The sequence below is a fragment of the Enterobacter sp. C6 genome, assembly GCF_008122455.1.
GTDB classification, from domain to species: Bacteria; Pseudomonadota; Gammaproteobacteria; order Enterobacterales; family Enterobacteriaceae; genus Enterobacter; species Enterobacter pseudoroggenkampii.
Genome location: NZ_QPFW01000088.1, coordinates 1 through 3,997, shown reverse-complemented (window position 1 = coordinate 3,997; position 3,997 = coordinate 1). Strand labels below are relative to the sequence as shown.

The 3,997-nt window shown below is 59.2% G+C and carries 3 protein-coding genes and 1 pseudogene; 3 read left to right on the top strand and 1 reads right to left on the bottom strand.

All coding sequences use genetic code 11. From position 1 onward, the window contains the following. A partial coding sequence (locus tag DOU50_RS01005; protein ID WP_148768546.1) for a molybdopterin-dependent oxidoreductase occupies window positions 1-1,445 on the bottom strand: 1,445 nt, incomplete at its 3' end. A gap of 212 nt (window positions 1,446-1,657) precedes the next feature. Here DOU50_RS01005 and DOU50_RS01000 point away from each other — a divergent pair. The 3 genes and pseudogenes from DOU50_RS01000 to DOU50_RS00990 all read left to right on the top strand — a co-directional run. Continuing rightward, window positions 1,658-2,320, top strand: coding sequence for an OmpA family lipoprotein (locus DOU50_RS01000; RefSeq protein ID WP_024909080.1), 663 nt, complete (start codon window positions 1,658-1,660; stop codon window positions 2,318-2,320). 145 nt (window positions 2,321-2,465) lie between these two features. Then, window positions 2,466-3,482 carry a LacI family DNA-binding transcriptional regulator gene (locus tag DOU50_RS00995; RefSeq protein WP_008502761.1) on the top strand — a complete coding sequence of 339 codons (1,017 nt, stop codon included), beginning with the start codon at window positions 2,466-2,468 and terminating at the stop codon, window positions 3,480-3,482. A gap of 103 nt (window positions 3,483-3,585) precedes the next feature. Then, window positions 3,586-3,997: pseudogene (locus DOU50_RS00990) on the top strand (sugar phosphate isomerase/epimerase); the annotation flags it as partial.

The following is a 3,997-nucleotide window of genomic DNA, read 5'->3' as shown; positions in this document are numbered from 1 at the left end:
GGGGCCACTATGCGCTTCATCGGGACCATATGCTGGTTGCTGTAGTCGCCGGTCATGGTGAGATCGTTACGCTCAAACGAGGTGGTCGCCGGGAGCACGATGTCGGCGTGTTTGGCCGAGCCGGTCCAGAAGCACTCGGAAATCACCACCAGCTCCGGCTTTTGCCAGGCGCGGATCAGGCGGTTGGTATCCTGATGGTGCGTGAAGTTCGACCCGCCCGCCCACCAGACAAATTTAATATCCGGGAAGTGGCGGTCCAGACCGTTGTGCTGATAAAAACCGCCCGGATTCTCCAGGGCTTCAACAATACGCGCCACCGGGATTTTATCCACAGCATCCACGCCGCCCTGCACCGAGCCTTGCAGAGACGCCAGCACCGCCGCTTTACGCGTGGGGTTACCGCCATTGGCAAAATGATAGGAGAGACCAAAACCGCCGCCCGGCGTACCGATCTGCCCAAGCATCGCGGCAAGGGTCACCAGCATCCAGTGTTTTTGCTCGCCAAACTGCTGGCGCTGCATCCCCCAGCCGGACATTAACATCGTGGTGTTTTTATGGAACAACGCCGCCAGTTCGCGGAGTTTTTCCGCTGTAACGCCACAAATCGCTGCTGCCCACTCTGCCGTTTTCGCCACCCCATCGGACTGGCCCGTCAGGTAGTCGGCGAACTTATCGAAGCCGGTGGTACAGCGCGTCAGGAATTCGACATCGTGCCAGCCGTTTTCGACCAGCGTATGGGCGATACCCAGCATCATTGCCACGTCGGTGCCCATATGGGGGGCAATCCACTCGGCGCTGTCGCCGAAGAAATCCATGGTTTCAGAGCGCATGGGGTCAATGCAGATGATGCGCTTACCGCTTTTGCGCAGCGCGTCGAAATATCCAATGCCCTGCTCGTCGCTGGCATTCCAGGCAATTTTCAATGTGTTAAGGGGGTTAGCGCTCCAGAGCACGACCACATCGGTATGCTCCAGCACCAGCGGCCAGCTGGTTTGCTGCTGGTACACTTCGTTCCCCCCCACGACGTACGGCATGATCGCCTGCGCCGCACCGGTGGAGTAATCCCCCAGATGACCGGTATAGCCTCCTGCCAGGCTCATATAGCGCTGCAGCAGCGTTGAAGCCTTATGCAGCACCCCGTTAGAACGCCAGCCGTAGGACCCGGCGAAAATGGACGACGGACCGTAACTGTCGCGAATGCGCTTGTGCTGGGCGTGGATAAGCGCCAGCGCGTCATCCCAGCTCACGCGAACAAACTCATCCTGACCGCGAACTCCCTGCGGCTTGTCCGGCGAGGCCAGAAAACCTTTACGCACCATCGGCCAGCGCACACGCGTTTTGCTATGCACCTGATCGCGAACGACGGTCTGTAACGAGTTGGGATGTTGTGTTGGCAATGCCCCGCGGGACGACAGAACATTTTCGCCATCAGTTTCGACCAGCATCGGTCCCCAGTGGGCGGCGGTCAGAATGGTTTTCGTTGAGGTGCTCAAGCGTGCGCTCCTGGTTGCGTGCAGGTTTTACGGCCTTCTTGCTGAGGCAGTTTATGGTTTGTCACAAATTTCAGAGTTATACCCGGAATTTTCTCCGTATCTGGACGTCATAATCAACTGCCACGCTCGCCGTGGCAAAGAATAAAAAGGATTAAGGAAAGAAGATGAAAAAACGCGTACTCGTTATTGCCGCTCTGGTGAGCGGTGCCCTGGCTGTTTCTGGCTGCACAACCAACCCTTACACCGGTGAACGCGAAGCGGGTAAATCCGGCATTGGCGCAGGTATCGGCTCGCTAGTCGGCGCAGGCGTTGGGGCGCTCTCCTCCTCCAAGAAAGACCGCGGCAAAGGCGCGCTGATTGGCGCAGCGGCAGGCGCAGCGCTTGGCGGCGGCGTAGGCTATTACATGGACGTGCAGGAAGCGAAGCTGCGCGACAAAATGAAGGGAACCGGTGTGAGCGTGACGCGCAGCGGCGATAACATCATCCTGAACATGCCGAACAACGTGACCTTCGACAGCAGCAGCGCAACGCTGAAACCGGCGGGTGCGAATACCCTGACCGGCGTGGCGATGGTGCTGAAAGAGTACAACAAGACCGCTGTAAACGTGATGGGCTACACCGACAGCACCGGCAGCCAGGATCTGAACATGCGTCTGTCCCAGCAGCGCGCTGATGCCGTGGCCAGCTCGCTGATTACCCAGGGCGTTGAAGCGAACCGCATCCGCACCAGCGGCATGGGCCCTGCCAACCCTATCGCCAGCAACAGCACGGCGGAAGGCAAAGCGCAGAACCGCCGCGTTGAGATTACGTTAAGCCCAATTCAGTAATCGCATTTCCCCCTCTCCCCGTGGGAGAGGGTTGGGGTGAGGGCACCAGACCGCACCCCAGGTAAGCGCAGCGCCACCGGGCAAATTACTTGATTCGTCCGATTTTCCCGCTAAGGTATTCTCACTAAATTCAGGGAAATCAGCGATGAGCAAACCAGCCCGGGCCACCATCAGCGACGTGGCGAAAGCCGCCAAAACCGGTAAAACCAGCATTTCGCGCTACCTCAATGGCGAGAAACACCTGTTGTCCGACGCATTGCTGGCGCGTATTGAACAAGCCATTGCCGATCTCGACTATCGTCCCAGCCTCATGGCGCGCGGGCTTAAACGCGGTCGCACCCGCCTTATCGGGCTTATCATCGCCGATATCACCAACCCCTATTCCGTGAACGTGCTTAGCGGTATTGAAGCCGCCTGTCGTGAGAAGGGTTTCACGCCGCTGGTCTGTAATACCAACAACGAAGTCGATCAGGAGCTGCATTACCTCGACCTGCTGCGCAGCTATCAGGTGGAAGGGATCGTGGTTAACGCGGTGGGCATGCGCGAAGAGGGGTTAAACCGCCTGCAGCAATCCTCCCTGCCGATGGTCCTTATCGACCGTAAAATCCCGGAATTTGCCTGCGATGTGGTCGGGCTGGATAACACCCAGGCCGCCACGACCGCCACCGAACATCTGATTGAGCAGGGCTTCGAGGCCATTCTGTTTCTGAGTGAACCGCTGGGGATGGTCAACACCCGTCGCGAGCGCCTGAGCGCATTTCGCGCCACGCTGGAGCGATATCCCGGCGTGATAGCCGAAAATGCCGAAACGCCGCTTCACGAAGCGGGGCAGCTCGACAACACCCTGCGTCAGTTCCACACGCGCCATCGCGGGATGCGCAAAGCCGTTATCTCCGCCAACGGGGCGCTGACGCTCCAGGTCGCCCGCTCGCTCAAGCGTATTGGCCTGCACTGGGGCAGCGATATCGGTCTGCTGGGGTTTGATGAGCTGGAGTGGGCGGAGCTGGCCGGCGTCGGCATTACGACACTCAAACAACCCACCTGGCAGATTGGCTATGCTGCTGTTGAACAAGTGGTTCGTCGTATTGAAGGCACCAGCGATGCCGTTCGCGAGCAGGTCTTCTCCGGCGAGCTGATCGTTCGCGGCTCCACCGCACGTTAAATTTCCCTTGTGATAGCGATCATAAATTCAACATCCTGACCTTTTCTTTGGAACCGGTTCCATCTAGCGTAATAGTATTGATATGTTGCGATGGAGTCCGAAGATGGGCAGGAAAATTATGGTGGTCACCGCCGCGTACGGTGCGGAACAGGTGCGACAGGCGGGCGGTCAGCGGGCGATGCTGCCCGTTATTGCAGGCGCAGGGGCAGACGGCGTGGAGATCCGCCGGGAACTGTTCAGCAGCGACGAGCTGCTGGCGCTGCCGGCGCTGGGAGAATCCATTGAGCTGCTCGGCCTGCTGGCGTGCTACTCCGCCCCCGCCGCCCTGTTTATGCCAGACGGCACCCTCAACCCGGACCTGACCCGCTATCTCTCTGAGGCCAGCACCCTGAACGCCCTGTGGCTAAAGGTTTCCCTGGGCCATTTCCGCGACGCGCAGCCTCTCGACGCTCTGCGTAGCCTGCTGAACGCAAGCGGCATGGCGCTGGTCGTGGAGAACGATCAGACCGACTGCG

Bases quoted from the DNA above. Each gene is read 5' to 3' on its own strand.
- DOU50_RS00995 (WP_008502761.1), top strand. From the start codon at position 2,466: ATGAGCAAACCAGCCCGGGCCACCATCAGCGACGTGGCGAAAGCCGCC.
- DOU50_RS01000 (WP_024909080.1), top strand. From the start codon at position 1,658: ATGAAAAAACGCGTACTCGTTATTGCCGCTCTGGTGAGCGGTGCCCTG.